General features: G+C 41.4%; 1 protein-coding gene. It reads left to right on the top strand.

Translation table 11 applies throughout. The features are described from left to right. Nucleotides 1–635 (top strand): AMP-binding protein (locus AACM45_RS20325; protein ID WP_339145043.1); only part of this gene is annotated, 635 nt, incomplete at both ends.

Below are 635 nucleotides of genomic sequence, written 5' to 3'. Positions count from 1 at the left end.
TTTGGTTCAAGCTCAAGGAAATAAATTTAGAATAGATACTAAATCAAATATAATTCTATACTCAACATTTGTCTTTGATGCTTCGGTTTCAGAAATGTTTACAGGAATATTATTAGGAGCACGGCTAGTAATTATTCCTTTGGTTATGACGAAAAACCCTGAGTTGTTATCCCATTTCATTAAAAACAATGACATTAATGTAGCAACAATACCACCTATTCTATTAGGAACTTTCAAATATGAAAAACTCCCAAATCTTAAAACCATAGTGGTTGCAGGTGAATCTTGTCCAACTCAAATAATAAAGAAGTGGTCTACTAACAGAACTTTAATTAATGCATATGGCCCCACGGAAAATACTGTTTGTGTATCAATGAACGAATACCATGTTGGAGATTCCAATACTAATATTGGAAAGATTCTTCAAAACACCCGCGCCTACGTTCTGGACGATCATAGCACCCCTGTTCCGGTAGGCGTTGTGGGGGAGCTGCACATAGCCGGTGCGGGACTGGCCCGGGGCTACCTGAACATGGAGGAACTGACACGGGAACGGTTCGTCCCCAACCCCTTTGCCACTGCCGCGGATATCGATAAGGGATACAAGCGGATGTACAGGACGGGCGACCTTGTTC

Source organism: Croceitalea sp. MTPC5 (assembly GCF_036985505.1).
In the GTDB taxonomy this organism is placed as follows: Bacteria; Bacteroidota; Bacteroidia; order Flavobacteriales; family Flavobacteriaceae; genus Croceitalea.
The sequence above is the reverse complement of the archived record's forward strand: the minus strand, read 5'-3'. Positions and strand labels throughout refer to the sequence as shown.